Origin of the sequence: Micromonospora sp. NPDC002296, from assembly GCF_040296145.1 — a bacterium.
Classification (GTDB): domain Bacteria; phylum Actinomycetota; class Actinomycetes; order Mycobacteriales; family Micromonosporaceae; genus Micromonospora.
The window spans coordinates 26,241-42,584 of record NZ_JBEOWQ010000026.1 but is presented as its reverse complement, the minus strand read 5'-3'; the positions used below and the strand labels follow the sequence as shown (position 1 = coordinate 42,584).

Sequence of the window (16,344 nt, the reverse complement as noted above, 5' to 3'; positions counted from 1 at the left end):
ATTCACCCGTCTCAACTGATGTCACCGGCCGCCGGCGGGTGGGCGGCTCGGGTCAGGCGCGTTCCGGGCGGCCCGCCGGGCGGCGGTCCGGTCCGGGCGCCGAGCTGGCGCGGGACGGCCGGGTTGGCGCTCTGGAACCGGGTCGAGTCCGCGCCCAGGTCGGGGTGTTCCACCGCCAGCGCCAGCGCCGCCGCCTCCTCCAGCCGCAGCTCCCCGCCCTCGCCGTACGCGTCGTCGAAGGCCGCGTCGCCCAGCGCCCGGCGCAGCCCCGCCTGCTGCTCCAGCCAGTACGGGCCGCAGAGGCCGGGCGTCGACCGCATGCTCGCCCGGATCGCCTGGGCCGCACCGAAGAGCCGGGCGGCGGTCAGCGGGTCGCCACCGGCGGCACACCGCACCGCGATCGCGTTGAGGGTGTCGCAGGCCCGGCGGTGGAACCCGTGGGTCATCCGGGACCGCAGCGCGACCAGCAGGTGCTCGTGCGCCGCGACCAGGTCACACCGGGCCAGCGCCACCATGCCGAGCAGCATGTCGACCGACCGGCGCCCCCGGTCGGCCGGGCGGGCCGCCTCGACCGGACGGGCCGCGCCGAGCAGTTCCGCCGCCTCCGCCAGGGCGCCGCGCCGCCAGAGCAGCTCGGCGAGGCTGAACACGGCGAGCAGCGCGTCGGGGACGACGTCCCGCTCGTGCGCCCAGTCGATGACCTCCCGGCAGACCCGCTCGGCCTCGGCGAACTGTCCCATGTCGATCAGCGGCCCCGCCCGCCCGGCCAGCACCCGGGCCAGCAGGCCGGTGTCGCCGGCCTGCCGGGCCACTGCCTCGGCCCGCTGGGAGTAGCGCAGCTCCTCGGTGAACTCGCCGTCCGCGCCGGCGTGCAGCGAGTGCATGTGGTACGCCGCCGCCAGCTCGTCCTCCGGGACGACCTCGCCGGTCTCGGCCAACCGGCCGTACAGCCGGAACAGCCAGAGCCGCCCCTCCCGGGCCAGCCCACGTTCCCGCCACCACTGGTCCAGTCCACCGGCCAGGCGCAGCCCCGCACGGGCGCTGCCGCCGGTGGCACACCAGCGCAGGGCGGCCCGCAGCTCGCCGGCGAGCGGGTCCAGGGCGTACAGGGAGAGGGTGACCCGCCGGCCGTCCGGGCCGAGGTGCGCCCGCCGCAGCGCGTGCGCCGACCACGCCAGGTGCCGGTCCCGGGCGGCCCGCTCCTCCCCTGCCTGCACCAGTCGGCGCGCCGCGTACGCCCGGATCGGGTCGAGCATCCGGTAGGTGCCCCCCGCGGTGTGCGGCTCGGCCTGGATCATCGACTTGTCGACCAGCACCGACAGCGGGTCGAGCGGATCGTCGTCGAGCAGCCACTCCACCGTCGGCAGGTCCACCGGCCCGGCGAAGACCGCGAGCCAGCGCAGCAGCCGGGCCGCCCTGGGCCCGAGCGTCCGGTACGACCAGGTGACGGTGGCCTGCATGGTGAGGTGCCGCTCCCGGGCCGAGCGCCGCATCGCCCGGACGGCCGGGGTGGGCGGCGCATTGCCCCGGGACGCCGCCACCAGGTCGACGGTGTCCTGCTGGTTGCCCGTCCAGCCGGGCTCGGGCCGGGGCGGGCCGAGGTCGTCCCGGCCGGCGTCCAGGGTGCCCAGCACGTCGTCCAGGCGCTCGGCGAGCTGCCCCACGGAGAGCACCCGCAGCCGGGCGGCGGCCAGCTCGATGGCGAGCGGGAGACCGTCCAGCCGCTGCACCACCCGCCGCAGGTCCGCCGCCTCGGCCGGAGCCGGCTGCCGCCCGCCCCGCGCCGCCACCGTACGGTCCAGCAGCAGCGCCACCGCATCGCTCTCCGCGCCGTCGGGCCGGGGCTCCACGGACAGCGGCGGAATCCGCCACACCACCTCGCCGGGCAGGCCGAACGACTCGCGACTGGTGGCGAGCACCCGGGTCCCGCCCCCGCCGGTGAGCAGCCGGGAGATCAACTCGGCCGAGGCGGACGGCTGGGCGTCGCAGGTGTCGAGCAGGACCAGCATCCGGCGGGCGGCGGCGTACTCGACGAGGGTGTCCACCATCGGGCGGCCGGGCTCCGGACGCAGCCCGAGCACGGCGGCGACCGCGAACGCCACCAGCCCGGGGTCGGTCACCGCGGCGATGTCGACGAACCAGACCCCGTCCGGGTGGTCCTCCACCATCCCGGTGACCAGCTCGACGGCGAGCCGGGTCTTGCCCGCCCCGCCCGCGCCGAGCACCGTCACCAGCCGGTGCCGCTCGACCAGGCGGCGCAGGTCGGCCCGTTCGGGCTCCCGGCCGACGAACGAGGTGACCTGGGTCGGCAGGTTGTGCGCCACCGCGTCGGCGGTGCGCGGCCGGGGGAACTGCCGCTCCAGGCCGGGCGCGACGAGTTGGAACAGTCGTTCCCTGTCGTCGAAGCCGCGCAGCCGGTACAGCCCGAGGTCGATGAGGGACGCGCCCGCCGGCAGTGGGTCGGCGTACCGGGCGGTGGAACCCGAGCAGAGCACCTGCCCGCCGTGCGCGGCGGCGGCGACCCGGGCGGCCCGATGCACCTCGGCGCTGGCGTACTCGCCGTCGCGCGGCTCGGCCCAGCCCGTGTGCAGGCCCATCCGGACCCGGGGCGCGGCCTCGGGCGCCGGCCAGTCGTGGGTGGACAGCGCGCGCTGTGCGGTGAGGCAGGCGGTGAGCGCCGCGCCGGCGTCGGGGAACGCGATGAAGAACGAGTCGCCCTCGGTCAGCAGCTCCGCGCCGTCGGTGCCGGCCAGGGTGTGGCGCAGCAGGCGGCGGTGTTCCCGCAGCACCGGGCGGTACTCCGGGCCGAGCAGCTGGGCCAGTCGTGTCGAACCCTCGATGTCGGTGAACACGAAGGTCACCCAACCGCTCGGGAGGTGGTTCCCTGGCGACATAAGTCGAACCTCCGCCCCCGTTACGACGGGTTCATGCTGCCCCATGTCCGCGCCGTCACGCATCGTGAGAACGGCCGGGCGGAATCAGCCCCAAGGTTCCATCCAGGGCCGTAACCGGCAGGTCGGGCGGTACGCCCCGCGCGAAGAGCACGACGAGCGTCGGCCCTGCTCCGACGGTGCCGCCGGGCGGAACCGGCGGCCGGAGCGGACGGGATCAGCAGCCGCAGCCCCCGCCGCAGCAGCCCCCGCCGGAGGGGGCCGGCGCGGACGTGCCGGCGCCGCCCCGACCGGTCACCGCCACCGCGGAGAGCAGCTTGACCGTGTCGTCGTGCCCCTGCGGGCAGGGCGCCGGCTCACCGGCCAGCGCCATCGGACGGTTGATCTCGAACGTGTCGCCGCAAGCGCGACAGCGGAACTCGTACCGGGGCATGGCACAAGAGTACGACCGGTCCTGACGGGACGCGGGACATGGGTGATACTCGACGGGTGGTGGACGGCGAGGACAAGTCGACGGTTCGACCCCTGCGGCCGGCCGCGCCGCCCGAGGACCCGGGCGGGCGCCCGGCGGGCGGCTGGCTGCCGCGCCCCCGCCGGCCCTGGCTGCGGTCGACGGAACCCACCGATGCCGCACCCCAACCCGCCGCTCTTCGGCCCGCCGACGTCTCGGGACCGGCGGTCGCCGGCCAGACCGACGCCGGCCAGACCGACGCCGCAGCGGTGACCGGGCCGACCGACGCCGCAGCGGCGACCGGGCCGAAGGCCGGCGCGACGGCAACGGCCGCGAGCACGGCTGGACAGAGCGACCCCACCCACCCGGCGGAGAAGCCGGAGCCCGGCCCATCGGCGACGGTCGCCACCACGGCAGCAACGGCCGACGCCGCCGACCCGACGGGGAGAACGGCCGGCGCCGCAGTGGAGACCGACGGCCCCTCGAAGGTCGACGCCGCAGGGAAGGCCGACGCCGACGGGAAAGCCGCCGGGACCGACAAGGCCGACGCGGACCAGAAGGACGCCGGGACCGACAAGGCCGGTGGAAGCGAGAAAGCCGGCAAAGGCGAGAAGGCCGAGAAGGCCGACGCGACGGTCGTGGCCGGAGACGGGCCGGCGCGGAGGTCCCGGCGTCGGGTGCCGTTCGCCCACGCCGTACGCATGCCGCCGCCCCGGCAGGTGGCCCTCGCCGCCGCCCGGACCACCCGGGCCTGGTCCCGGCGCCCGAGCGGCCGGCTCACCCTGCCCGGGCTGTTCCTGCTCGCCCTGGTCGGGGCGACCGCCGCGGCCGGCGCGCTGCTGGTGCCGGCGACCGCGCCGGAGTCCCGTCCGGTCGCGGTCGACGCGACCGCCACCAATCTGGGGGGCGGCACGGCGGCGCCACCGGGCGGGGTGGTGCCCGGCGTCACCGGCACCGAGCTGCCGCCCGGCGCGACGGCGCTGCCCGGCGCGACCCCGGGCCTGGGTGGCCTGCCGGGCGGACCGGTGATGACCGGCCGGCCCGCCGACGCGCTCGCCGGGTGGGCGCAACAGACCGGGGCGAAGGCCGGCATCTCGCCGGTGGCCGTGCAGGCGTACGGCTACGCCGAGCTGGTCCTCGCGCAGAGCAACCCCGGCTGCCGGCTGAGCTGGACCACGCTCGCCGCGATCGGGTACGTCGAGTCGCGGCACGGCCAGGCCAACGGCGCCAGCCTCGGCACGGACGGGCGGGCGCTCCCGGAGATCATCGGCGATCCGCTCGACGGCAACGGCGGCCGGTCGAAGATCCTGGACACCGACCGGGGGCTCTACGACCGGGACACCGTCTACGACCGGGCGATCGGGCCGATGCAGTTCATCCCGACCACCTGGCAGGAGATCGGCGCGGACGCGGACAACGACGGCCGCAAGGACCCGCACGACCTCGACGACGCCGCCCTGGCCGCCGGCAACTACCTGTGCAAGGGCGGCCGGAATCTGACCGTCCCGGGCGACTGGTGGGGGTCCATCCTGTCGTACAACGACGTACGCCGGTACGCCCAGGACGTCTTCGACAAGGCCAACGAGTACGGGTTGGCCAGTCGCACATGACGTGATCATCCGCATACATTGGCGAACTGGACACTTCCGTCACGCTGCCGTTAGCGGCAAGCTAGACGGGTGATGGTGCGCGAGTGGGATCCCCGGACCGCGTCGTCCGCCGAGATCGCGTCGCTGCTGGACACGCTGAACGCGGTGCTGGCGGCCGACCTCCCGCAGGATCCGCCGTGGCAGGAGAGCTCCCTGCGGGAGTACCTCTCCGAGGTGATGCCCGGCGAGCGGCGGATCTCCTGGGTGGTCCAGGCCGAACCGACCGCCGGGGGCGGGCCCGGCGCGATGCTCGGCCACGTCCACGTGTTGCTGCTCGGCGACATCGGCGTGCTGGAGGTGCTGGTACACCCGACGGCGCGCCGCACCGGCCTGGGCCGGGACCTGGTCCGGCTGGCCGCCCGCCGGGTCTACCAGGAGGGGTTCCGGTCGATCGGGGTCGAGGTGGTCGGCGAGACCCCGGCGGTGGCGTTCTACGAGGCGCTCGGTTTCTCCCGGGAGTACGTCGAGAACCGCAGTGTGCTGGACCTGTCCGCGGTGGACTGGACGGCGCTGGCCGAGATGGCCACCGCCGTCGGCGCGGGGTACCGGCTGGAGTTCTGCCCCGGCGGCCCGCCCGACGACCTGATCGACGCGTACGCGCGGGCCAAGGCCGAGGTGCGCGACGTGGACGACGGCGAGCTTCGCCCCAGCTCGTACGACCCGCAGCGGCTGCGGGACAGCCTGGACACGCTGCACCGGCGAGGGATGAAGCCGTACATCGTGCTCGCCATCCACGAGCGCACCGGCGAGGTGGCCGGGCTGACCGAGGTGGTGGTGCCGGCGCAGCACCCGACCCGCGCCGACCAGTACGACACGATCGTGGCGCAGGACCACCGGGGGTACGGCATCGACCGGGCGATCAAGGCGCGGATGCTGCTGGAGCTGCGCTCGGCCGAGCCGGAGCTGACCGAGGTGCAGACCTGGAACGCGCAGGCCAACGAGGCGATGCTCAAGGTCAACGCCGAGCTGGGGTACCGGTCCGACCGGGAGTGGTGCGAGTACAGCGTGGACGTGGCCGAACTGGTCCACCACCTCGACCCGGCCCGCTGACCCGACGACCCGGCGCGGTAGGGCGTGGGTCGGGTATTCACCAATGCGCCCTCGGGGGATGGACGGCGGACAGCGCCGCGCCTTAACGTGCGTTGATTCCCGTCCACCCATCGTGGAGGCCCCATGCGCACGCGCCGCAGATACGCCGCGCTAGCGACCGCCGCTGCCGTCACCATCCCGGTCATCGGCATCGCACCCCCCGCGGCCAGCGCCGCGCCCACCGACCTGTTCATCTCCGAGTACGTCGAAGGCTCGTCGAACAACAAGGCGATCGAGCTGTACAACGGGACCGGTGCCCCTGTCGACCTCGCCGCCGGTGGCTACCAGCTCCAGCTCCACTTCAACGGCAGCACCACGGCGACCACCCTGGCGCTGACCGGCACCGTGGCCCCGGCCGACACGTTCGTGTTCGCCGCGGCCTCCGCCGCCCCGGCGATCCTCGCCCAGGCCGACCAGACCACCACCGCGAGCCTGTTCAACGGCGACGACGCGATCGTGCTGCGCAGGGGCGACGCCGTGGTCGACTCGATCGGCCAGGTCGGCGTCGATCCGGGCACCGAGTGGGGCAGCGGCCTCACCAGCACCGCCGACAACACGCTGCGCCGGCTGCCCACGGTGACCTCCGGCGACACCGACCCGTCGGACGCGTTCGCCCCGGCCGCCCAGTGGGCCGGCTTCGCCACCGACACCTTCGACGGGCTCGGTTCCCACACCGTCGACGGTGGCGGGCCGGTCGACCAGCCCGCCACCGTCACCTGCGGCGGCGCGCTGACCACGGCGGCCGGCACCGCCGCCAGTCGCGAGGTCACCGCCACCGACCCCGACGACACGATCGTCGGCCTGGCGGTCACCTCGGTCAGCCCGGCCCCGGCCACCGGCTCGATCACCCGGACCGGTTTCACCCCGGCCGACGGCGTCGGCGGCACCGCCCGCGCCACCGTCGCCACCAGCGCGGACCTGGCCGCCGGGGCGTACACGGTGACCCTGACCGCCACCGACGCCGACGGCGGCACCGCCACCTGCGCGCTGGCCGTGACCGTGACCCGGGAGCTGACTGTCGGCGAGGTGCAGGGCCCGACCACCGACGCCGAGGCCGGCCCGGCCGACCGGTCGCCGCTCGCGCCGGCCTCCGGCAACGGCACCAGCAGCAGCCTGTACGACGTCCAGGGCGTGATCACCCAGCTCACCCTGGCCCGCACCTCGGCCGGGGCGGAGCAGCGCGGCTTCTTCCTGCAGAGCCGTGCCGACGCCACCGACGCCGACCCGACGTCCTCGGACGGCATCTTCGTCTTCGTGGGCTCGTTCACCTCGCTGCCCGGCGGCTACGTGCCGACCGTCGGCGACGAGGTGGTGCTCCGGGCCCGGGTGTCGGAGTACTTCAACTCCACCCAGCTCTCCGGCGCCTCCCTGGTCCGCAGGGTCGCCTCGGGGCTGGACGTCAACGCCGTCGTGGCGGTCGACGACGCGGTGCCCCCGGCCGACATGGCCGCCGCGCAGCGGTTCTGGGAGCGGCACGAGGGTGCCCGGCTGCGGGTCCGCGCCGGCAGCGGCGCGGTGAGCGGGCGGGGCGTCTTCCCGTCCACGGCCGACGCCGAGACCTGGGTGGTCGACCGGGACGACCCGCTGCTGGACCGCGCCGACCAGTACGCCCGCCGGGTGTTCCGGGACGCGCACCCGCTGGACAACGACCCGACCCGGCGCTTCGACGACGGCAACGGCCAGCGGATCATGCTGGGCAGCATGGGCGTCAAGGGCGCGGCCGGGGACAGCACCGCGATCCTGCCGCCGTCGAGGACCTTCGACACCCTCGGTGAGGACGCGTACGGCGCGATCTACTACTCGTTCGAGAAGTACGGCGTCCAGGTCGAGAAGGCCGTCTTCGCCGCCGGGGCCGACCCGTCGCGGAACAACCCGCCGAAGCCGGCCGACCGGTCGCAGGAGATCGCGATCGCGACGTACAACGTGGAGAACCTGTACGACCACCGGGACGACCCGTTCGACGGCTGCGACTTCACCGGGAACCCCGGCTGCACCGGGGTCCGCCCGCCGTTCGACTACGTGCCGGCCAGCGAGGCCGACTACCGGGAGCACCTGGCCTCGCTCGCCGACCAGATCCGCACCGACCTGCACGCGCCGGACCTGATCCTGGTGCAGGAGGCCGAGGACCAGGACATCTGTTCCGTCTCCGGCACGGAGCTGGTCTGCGGGGACACCGACAACGCCGACGGCGCCCCGGACACCCTCCAGGACCTGGCGCTGACCATCGCCGCCGCCGGCGGCCCGGCGTACGCCGCCGCGTACGACCGGACCGGCGCGGACGCCCGGGGCATCACCGCCGGGTTCCTGTACCGCACCGACCGGCTGTCGCTGGCGGCGGCGACCGCCGCGGACCCGCTGCTCGGCTCCGCGCCGGTGGTGCCGTACCGGTCGGCGGGTCTGCCGTCCAACGCGGACGTGCAGAACCCGAAGGCGCTCAACGCGGTGCTGCCGGCCGACACCGACACCTCGACCGGCAAGGACGGAAACAACGTCTACACCCGGGCCCCGCAGCTCGGCAAGTTCCTGGTCCGGGCAACCCCCGGCGGCGCCGAGGGGTACCACCTGTGGGCGCTGAGCAACCACTTCTCGTCCGGGCCGGACAGCCGGGTCGGGCAGCGCGCCGAGCAGGCCGCGTACGGTGCCGCGCTCGTCACCGCGATCCACAACTCGGACCGGAACTCCCGGGTGGTCTACGGCGGCGACCTGAACGTCTTCCCCCGCCCGGACGACCCGATCGCCACCGGGGCGGACCCGACCCCGTCGGACCAGCTCGCCTCGCTGTACGACGCGGGCCTGCACAGCCTCTGGGACGATCTGGTCGCCGACGTGCCGTCGTCCGCGTACTCGTACAGCTTCGAGGGGCAGGCACAGACGCTGGACCACCTGTTCGTCAACGACGCGCTGCGCGACGACCTGGTCCAGGTGCGGGCGGCGCACATCAACGCCGACTGGCCGGCGGAGTTCACCGGGGACGGGTCCCGCGGCTCCAGCGACCACGACCCGCAGGTGGCCCGGTTCCGGTCCCGGGCGTCGCTGAGCGTCGGCGACGCGACGGTGGTCGAGGGCGACAAGGGCACCCGCCCGCTGACGTTCACCGTCACCGTGTCCCGGCCGCTGTCCCAGCCCGTGCTGCTCTGCGCCGCCACGTTCGGCACCACGGCGCAGGCGGGGTCCGACTACGACCCGTACGTCGGCTGCAAGACGCTCGCGGCGGGGCAGACCTCGCTGACCTTCGCGGTGACCGTGCGCGGTGACCGGAAGCGGGAGGCCGACGAGAAGGTGAACCTCCTGGTGGCCGGCGTTCCGGGCCTGCGCCTGGCCGACCCGCTCGCCGTGGGCACCATCGCCAACGACGACTGACCCTGCTCCGGCCGACGACGGCCCCCGCCCGGGTACCCCCGGGCGGGGGCCGTCTCAGTACCGCTCCCGCACGTCCTTCGGCGGTGGCACGTTGCGGTACTGCGCCACCCTCACCTCCCACTGGCTACGCCGCCGACGCGCCTCGCGGTCCACCGGACAGCGGTGGAACGTCTCTGGTGGCCGGGCCAGGCCGTAGATGTCGGCCCACCAGTCGCCCGGCTCGGGGTCGAGAATTGTGTCCAGGTGGGACGGGTAGCGTCGCCCCGCACCGTCGCGGGTGTCGTCCCAGTCCGCCATCGGCTGGATCACCCGGCCGTCCTGGTCGACGACGGCGAGGTAAAGGCCGGCCGCGCCGAAGAGTCGTTCCAGCACCGCGAGGCTGGGCGTCATGGCACCGGTCTCCACCCGGCCCACGGTCGACGGCGCCACCTTCGCGAAGCGCGCCATCTGGCGCTGCCCCAGGCCGGCGATGCGCCGAGCCTTGCGCACCAGCCCGGCGATGGGGAACGGCCCGACCGTCGGACCGGTCGGTGGTGGATCAAGTGCGGAAGCCATACCGAAAGCCTGCCGACCCCGGCAGGCGGTCGACAATCCCTGTGGACAAACCTGTGGACAACTTGCCATCGTCCACGCGTCGCATCCTATTGCGGGGCATCTCTCGACACGCTGGGTAATGAAAGCAAGCCGAGCCGGAAAACCACTCTGCGTTACGCCAACCCGACCCTCCAACACCCCCCGCTCGCACTTTGCTCTGCCGCCATCCAGGCAACACCAGCTGCGAGTAGGATCGATGCCCAATCGGCCACGTGGGCCCCTGTGCGCGAGCGTGGACACTGAGTAACTGTTGCCTCCGCTACAGCAGAGCAAAGGGGACCAAGGAGGGGTGGGCGGAGATTAGTCAAGGTAACGCCGAGTGGCGGATTGGGGAACTGAAGGGCCCGCTCTCGTACCTGCGACGATCAGGCGAGGGCGGTGCAACCGCGCGCCACCGGCACCGCCACCGCCACCGGCTCCGGCATCGGCGACACGCCGCGCTCATCGTGTTCCAGCACCCGCCGGTCGGGGTGCGTCATCCACCCCCTGCCCGGCTCCAGCACGCGCACAATGCCGCCGCATCGTCCTCGCCGGCCGGCGCGGAGCGGGTCAGTAACGCCGGTCGAGCAGGGTGGCGGCCTCGACCGCCCAGTAGGTGAGGATGATCTGGGCGCCGGCCCGGCGGATCGAGGTGAGCGTCTCCAGCATCACCCGCTCCCGGTCGATCCACCCCTTCGCGGCGGCGGCCTCGACCATCGCGTACTCGCCGGAGACCTGGTAGGCGGCGACCGGGACGTCCACGGCGGCCCGGACCGCCGCCACCACGTCGAGGTAGGGCAGGGCCGGCTTGACCATCACCAGGTCGGCGCCCTCGGCGACGTCCAGCGCGACCTCACGCAGGGACTCCCGCAGGTTCGCCGGGTCCTGCTGGTAGGTGCGGCGGTCGCCGTCGAGGGCCGACTCCACCGCGTCGCGGAACGGGCCGTAGAAGGCGGAGGCGTACTTCGCCGCGTACGCGAGCACGGCGACGTCGGTGTGCCCGGCGGTGTCCAGGGCCCGACGCACCACGCCGACCTGGCCATCCATCATCCCGGACGGCCCGACCATGCCGACCCCGGCGTCGGCCTGGGCCACCGCCATCTCCGCGTACGCGGCGAGGGTGGCGTCGTTGTCCACCGCGCCTTCTCCGGTGAGCAGCCCGCAGTGCCCGTGCGAGGTGAACTCGTCCAGGCACAGGTCGCTCATCACCACGGTCGCGTCGCCCACCTCGGCGACCACGTCCCGGATGGCGACGTTGAGGATGCCCGCCGGGTCGACGCCGCCCGAGCCGCGCTCGTCACGCGACGCGGGCACGCCGAACAGCATGATCCCGCCCACGCCGGCCTGGACCGCCTCGGCCGCCGCCTTGCGTAGCGAGTCCCGGGAGTGCTGGAGCACCCCCGGCAGCGAAGCGATCTGCCGCGGCTCGGTCAGCCCCTCCTTGACGAACATCGGCACGACCAGCTCGGCCGGGTCGACGCGGGTCTCGGAGACCAGCCGCCGCACGGCTGCGGTGCGGCGCAGCCGGCGGGGCCGGATCTCGGGGTACGACATGGGGGGCCTCCCTGGCGACTAGCGGAACCTCAGGGCGGTCGGCCCCTGCACCTTCGAGCCGCGGCGCTGCTTGGCCGGCATGGCGGCAAGCTTCTCGCGCAGCTCGACGGCGTAGGCGGCGAGCGCCTCGACCAGGTCCGGCACCGAGGCGTGCTGCGGCTGCACGTCGACCCGCAGGCCGAACTCCGTCGCGGTCTCCGCCGTCTTGGGCCCGATGACGGCAACAACCGTACGCGCGTGCGGCTTCCCGGCGATGCCGACCAGGTTCCGGACGGTGGAGGACGAGGTGAACAGCACCGCGTCGAATCCGCCCGACTTGATCGCGTCCCGGATCTCGGCGGGCGGCGGGGCGGCCCGCACCGTCCGGTACGCGGTCACGTCGTCGACCTCCCAGCCGCGCTCGGTGAGCCCGGCGGCGAGCGTCTCGGTGGCGATGTCGGCGCGCGGCAGCAGCACCCGGCCCACCGGGTCGAGGATCTCGTCGTGCGGCGAGAACTCGGCCAGCAGCCCGTCGGAGGACTGCTCCCCGGCGGGGACCAGCTCCGGCTGGATGCCGAACGCGCGGACCGCGTCGGCGGTGGCCTCCCCGATGCAGGCGATCTTGACCCCGCCGAAGTGCCGGGCGTCCAGCCCGTGCTCCGCGAACTTCTCCCAGACCGCCCGGACGGCGTTCACCGAGGTGAAGATCACCCAGGCGTACCGGCCGTCGACCAGGCCCTTGACCGCCCGCTCCATCTGGGCGGGGGTGCGCGGCGGCTCGACCGCGATCGTCGGCACCTCGCACGGGATCGCCCCGTACGCGCGCAGCCGGGCACTCATCGCACCGGCCTGCTCCTTGGTCCGGGGGACGAGCACCTTCCAGCCGTACAGCGGCCGGTTCTCCCACCAGCTCAACTTGTCCCGCTGGCCGACGCCCTCTCCGACGGTCAGCACCACCCGGCCGGTGAAGCCGAGCGCCGCCGCGACGAACGAGTCGACGGTCGACGTGGTCGTGTACTGGGTGTCCCCGGTCCCGTCGCCGGTCACCCCGACGCCGGTGGTGCCGTCGATCCCGGCGGCGAGCAGGCCGTCACGGACCGCGGCCAGGTCGCCGGCGTCCACGGCGAGCGCGAGCGAGCCCCGGCCCACGGCCGCGGCCAGCGCGTCGAAGTCCAGCGTGGTGACGTCCTCGACGTCGGCGGCGGTGCGGACGCCCGGCAACGGCACGCCCGCGTACGTGGCGACGCCCTCGGCCTGGCCGACGCCCGGGACCACCTCGAAGTGCGCGGCGGTACGCGCGACCGCCTGCACCTCCTTGACCACCGAGTCGTGGCCGAACGGGTCACCGGCGACCAGGTGCACCGCGTTCTGGCCGGAGCGAGCGGCCGAGATCAGCACCTTCGCCACGTCTCCCGGCACGCCCTCCGCCGGGGTGAACTGGGCGTCGGACCGGGCCTGGGCGCGGACGGCGTCGAGCAACGACTCGGGGACTCCCCGGTCGTACACCACCTGGTCGGCGTCCACCAGGGCGTCGTGCGCCCGGCGGGTCAGCAGGCCCGGGTCGCCGGGACCGGCCCCGACGAACGCGATGCGACCGACGGGCTTACGGGTGCGGGTCATTCTGTGCTCCCAAATTGCTGGGTCCCCGGGCCGGCGTGTCCGTCTAGGCCGAGGATCGAGTCGGCGCCGAGGTCGAGGAGTTCAGCGGCGAGTGCCTTGCCGATCTCCGCCGCGTCGGCGGGCGTTCCGGTGCGGGACAGCCGAAGGTCTCTGGAACCGTCCGGGCTGATCACCGCCCCGCGCAGGTATATCTCCTCGCCGACGTCACCTTCGGCGAGTTCCGCATAGGCGGCCACGGGTGCGCTGCACCCGGCCTCCAGGGTGGCCAGCAACGCCCGTTCCGCGGTGACCGCGGCCCGGGACGGTGCGTGGTCGAGCACAGCGAGCAGCTCGACCAGGTCCGGGTCGTCGACCCGGCACTCCACGGCCAGCGCGCCCTGGGCGGGCGCGGGCAGCATGAGCATCGGGTCGAGCGTCTCGGTGATCACGCCGGCCCGGTCGAGCCGGGCCAGCCCCGCCCGGGCGAGGACGACCGCGTCGAGGTCGGCCTCCGGGCCGAGGACCCGCGCGAGGCGGCTGTCCACGTTGCCACGGATCGGGGTGACCTCGAGCTGGAGCCCGAGCGCGTGCAACTGGGCGATGCGGCGCAGCGCGCCGGTGCCGATCACCGCGCGGGGCGGCAGCTCGGCGAGGGTGCGCCCGCCTGTGGCGACCAGCGCGTCGCGCGGGTCCTGCCGGGCCGGCACCGCCGCGATGTGCAGCCCGGGGGCCGCCGCGGTGGGCAGGTCCTTGTAGGAGTGCACCGCGAAGTCGATGGTCCGGGCGGCCAGGGCGTCGCGTAGCGCGGAGACGAACACGCCGACGCCGAGCCGGTGCACGGGGGCGGCCGAGCGGTCACCGGCGGTGACCACCTCGACCAGCTCCACCTTCCGGCCGGTCGCTTCGGTGAGCGCGGCCGCGACGTGGCCGGACTGGGCCATCGCCAGCGCGCTGCCCCGGGTGCCGAGGCGCAGGGGGGCGGTCATCTCTCGCCTCCGGGATACGGGGTGGGGTCGGTGTCGACCACGTCGGGGACGGTGTCGACCGGGGAGGTCTGCGGGACCTGGAGGTCGAACAGCTCGCGCAGCAGCGCGGCGTACTGGTCGCCGCCGGGCTCGGCGGCGAGCTGACGGACCTTCACCGTGGGCTGGTGCAGCAGCCGCTGCACCACCCGGTGCACCGTCCGGGCCACCTCGGCGCGCTGGTCGGCGCTGAGGTCGGGGCGGCGCTGGGCCAGCCGGCGCAGCTCGACGGTCACCACGTCCTCGGCCCGGCTGCGCAGCGCGGCCACGGTCGGGGCGACGTCGGCGCCGCGCAGCCAGGTGAGGAAGGACTCGACCTCGCCCGCCACGATCCGCTCGACGGCCGCGGCGTCGGCGACAGCCGGCCCGTCGGCCAGGATCGCCGCCATCCGGTCGATGTCGATCACCTCGACGCCGGGCAGGGCGGCCACGCCGGCCTCCACGTCGCGCGGGACGGCGAGGTCAAGCAGCACGAGTGCCCCCCGGTCGGGGTCGCGGTCGGCGAGCGCCCGGCTGACCACGTCGCGGGTGAGGACCGGTTCGGTCGCCGCTGTAGCGGCCACTACGATGTCCACTGTGGAAAGCACGTCGGTCAGCTCGGCCATGGGCACCGCGCCGGCCCCGTACGACTCGGCCAGCCGCACGGCCCGGTCGGCCCCCCTGTTGGTCACGGTGAGCGGGCCCGCGCCGAGCCGGGACAGGCTCGCAACGCCCAGCGCGCCCATCGCACCGGCCCCGACCACCAGGGCCGGGCGCCCGGCCAGTTCGCCGTCGAGGTGCGTGGCGGCCAGGCCGAGCGCGGCGCTCACCACGCTCTGGCCGGCCCGGTCGATCCCGGTCTCGGCGTGTGCCCGCTTACCCACCCGCAGTGCCTGCTGCATCAGCTCGTGCAGCAGGCGGCCGGCCGAGTCCGCGCCGGTCGCCCAGTGGTACGCGTCACGGAGCTGGCCGAGGATCTGCGCCTCGCCGACGACCATCGAGTCCAGCCCGGCGGCGACCCGGAAGACGTGGTCCACGGCGACGGCGTCGTAGTGGACGTAGAGGTGAGTGGCCAGGCTGCTGGCCGGTGCGCCGGCATGCTCGGCGAGAACGGCGCAGATGTCGCCGAGCCCGCCGTGGAAGCCGGACACGGCGGCGTAGACCTCCACCCGGTTGCAGGTGGAGACCAGCACCGCCTCGCTCACGTACGGCTGGGCGAGCAGGCGGTCCAGGGTGCGGGTGAGGTCGGCGGGGGCGACAGCCAGCTGTTCGAGGGTGGCGACGGGAGCGGTGCGGTAGGACGCGCCGACGACGAGCAGTTTCACGTGCCGATCGCCTCCTGGGGATCGGTGGCCGCGAGCCCGCCGGGCAGGGCGGTGAGGGCGGAGCCGCCGGTGGCGGGCAGCGCGGTCAGAGACGCCTTGCGATGCTCGTGGAAGGACAGGATCTGGAGCTCGATGGCGAGGTCGACCTTGCGCACGTCGACTCCCTCCGGCACCGAGAGTACGCACGGCGCGAAGTTGAGGATGCTCGTCACGCCGACGGCCACGAGTTGGTCGGCGACCGCCTGGGCGGCGGGCACCGGGGTGGCGATCACGCCGATCGCGATGGACTCCTCGGCGACGACGGCGGGCAGCTCGTCGACGTGCCGCACGACCATCCCGTTGATCTCCTCGCCGACCCGGGACGCGTCCGCGTCGAGCAGCGCGGCGATCCGGAAACCGCGGCTGGCGAAGCCGGCGTAGCCGGCCAGGGCGTGACCGAGATTACCCACCCCGACCAGGGCGACGGCCCGCCGCTGGGTGAGCCCGAGCACGAACTCGATCTGGTCGACCAGCAGGGCGACGTCGTAGCCGACCCCCCGGGTGCCGTACGAGCCGAGGTGGGACAGGTCCTTGCGGAGCTTGGCGGAGTTGACCCCGACCGCGGCGGCCAGGCCCTCGCTGGAGACGGTCTCGTGGCCGGACTCGGCGAGGTTGTGCAGGGCGCGAAGGTACTCGGGAAGCCGCGCGACGGTCGCCTCGGGCAGGTCCGGAAGCGCCGGTACGGCACCGGCGCGGCCGGGCGCGCCAGGGTGACGGTGCTGCTGACTCATGAGACTCCGTGCGGTGCGATCCTCGGCCAGCTCAAGAGGCCGGCCGTATCGGGACTCCCGCTGACGACCGAGATTGCCGGCTGTGCTAGCAGGACGCGTCGGA

11 protein-coding genes are annotated in these 16,344 nt (G+C 74.4%); 3 read left to right on the top strand and 8 right to left on the bottom strand.

Annotated elements, in window-relative coordinates; all coding sequences use genetic code 11:
• Positions 1-11: 11 nt before the first annotated feature.
• Together ABT023_RS29155 and ABT023_RS20015 are read right to left on the bottom strand one after the other, a co-directional pair.
• On the bottom strand, positions 12-2,894 hold the full coding sequence (locus tag ABT023_RS29155) for an ATP-binding protein (protein ID WP_502890722.1): 2,883 nt from the start codon (positions 2,892-2,894) through the stop codon (positions 12-14).
• Positions 2,895-3,108: 214 nt separating this feature from the next.
• Positions 3,109-3,324, bottom strand: coding sequence for an FmdB family zinc ribbon protein (locus ABT023_RS20015; protein ID WP_350887762.1), 216 nt, complete (start codon positions 3,322-3,324; stop codon positions 3,109-3,111).
• Positions 3,325-3,362: 38 nt separating this feature from the next.
• On the opposite strand from ABT023_RS20015, the gene ABT023_RS20010 reads away from it, so the two are divergent.
• The 3 genes from ABT023_RS20010 (at position 3,363) to ABT023_RS20000 (ending at position 9,440) form a co-directional block, all read left to right on the top strand.
• Positions 3,363-4,952: a lytic transglycosylase domain-containing protein gene (locus tag ABT023_RS20010; protein WP_350887760.1), complete on the top strand. Its 1,590-nt coding sequence runs from the start codon at positions 3,363-3,365 to the stop codon at positions 4,950-4,952.
• Between the two features lie 72 nt (positions 4,953-5,024).
• Entirely contained in the window at positions 5,025-6,041 is a 1,017-nt protein-coding gene (locus ABT023_RS20005) for a GNAT family N-acetyltransferase (RefSeq protein ID WP_350887848.1), read from the top strand.
• A gap of 123 nt (positions 6,042-6,164) precedes the next feature.
• Positions 6,165-9,440, top strand: coding sequence for a lamin tail domain-containing protein (locus ABT023_RS20000; RefSeq protein WP_350887757.1), 3,276 nt, complete (start codon positions 6,165-6,167; stop codon positions 9,438-9,440).
• A gap of 54 nt (positions 9,441-9,494) precedes the next feature.
• Here ABT023_RS20000 and ABT023_RS19995 read toward each other — a convergent pair whose 3' ends face one another.
• From ABT023_RS19995 to ABT023_RS19970, 6 genes are all read right to left on the bottom strand, one after another.
• A complete protein-coding gene (locus ABT023_RS19995; protein ID WP_350887755.1) occupies positions 9,495-9,995 on the bottom strand; it encodes a helix-turn-helix domain-containing protein in 501 nt (166 codons plus the stop codon).
• Positions 9,996-10,583: 588 nt separating this feature from the next.
• Entirely contained in the window at positions 10,584-11,567 is a 984-nt protein-coding gene (hemB, locus tag ABT023_RS19990) for a porphobilinogen synthase (protein WP_350887753.1), read from the bottom strand.
• An 18-nt stretch (positions 11,568-11,585) separates the two neighbouring features.
• Positions 11,586-13,166 (bottom strand): bifunctional uroporphyrinogen-III C-methyltransferase/uroporphyrinogen-III synthase, encoded by a 1,581-nt coding sequence (locus ABT023_RS19985; protein ID WP_350887751.1) that lies wholly within the window; start codon positions 13,164-13,166, stop codon positions 11,586-11,588.
• Complete coding sequence (gene hemC / locus ABT023_RS19980) at positions 13,163-14,131, bottom strand: hydroxymethylbilane synthase (protein WP_350887749.1); 969 nt, start codon at positions 14,129-14,131, stop codon at positions 13,163-13,165. The genes ABT023_RS19985 and hemC overlap by 4 nt, the downstream gene beginning before the upstream one ends.
• Complete coding sequence (locus ABT023_RS19975) at positions 14,128-15,471, bottom strand: glutamyl-tRNA reductase (RefSeq protein WP_350887747.1); 1,344 nt, start codon at positions 15,469-15,471, stop codon at positions 14,128-14,130. Before ABT023_RS19975 ends, hemC begins: the two co-directional genes overlap by 4 nt.
• On the bottom strand, positions 15,468-16,241 hold the full coding sequence (locus ABT023_RS19970; protein WP_350887746.1) for a redox-sensing transcriptional repressor Rex: 774 nt from the start codon (positions 16,239-16,241) through the stop codon (positions 15,468-15,470). The genes ABT023_RS19975 and ABT023_RS19970 overlap by 4 nt, the downstream gene beginning before the upstream one ends.
• Positions 16,242-16,344 lie beyond the last annotated feature (103 nt).